This is a genomic window from Clavibacter lycopersici (assembly GCF_003576405.1).
GTDB lineage: Bacteria > Actinomycetota > Actinomycetes > Actinomycetales > Microbacteriaceae > Clavibacter > Clavibacter lycopersici.
On record NZ_QWGT01000615.1, the window covers coordinates 1 to 272 of the forward strand.

Here is a 272-nt window from a genome sequence, read left to right on the forward strand (position 1 = left end):
GAGGCCGCCGCGCTGGTCGACCGCGGGCTCGCCTCGGGCGAGGAGGGGCGGCTGCTCGCCAAGCGGGTGCGCGCCGTCGTCGCCCGGGCTGCGGAGGACACGCTGACGCACGTGGCGCACGCGCTCGGGCCGGCGCCGCTCGCGCAGGACGCGGATCACGCCAAGCGCGTCGCCGACCTCGAGCTGTACGTGCGGCAGCACCACGCCGAGCGCGACGACGCCTCGCTCGGCGGGGCGCTGGCGGAGGGCGCGCGGCGGCGGGCGGCGGATGC

At 80.5% G+C, this 272-nt stretch carries 1 pseudogene; it reads left to right on the plus strand.

Annotated features, from left to right (window positions below):
* Positions 1-272: pseudogene (locus DZG00_RS16810) on the plus strand (PIG-L family deacetylase); the annotation flags it as partial.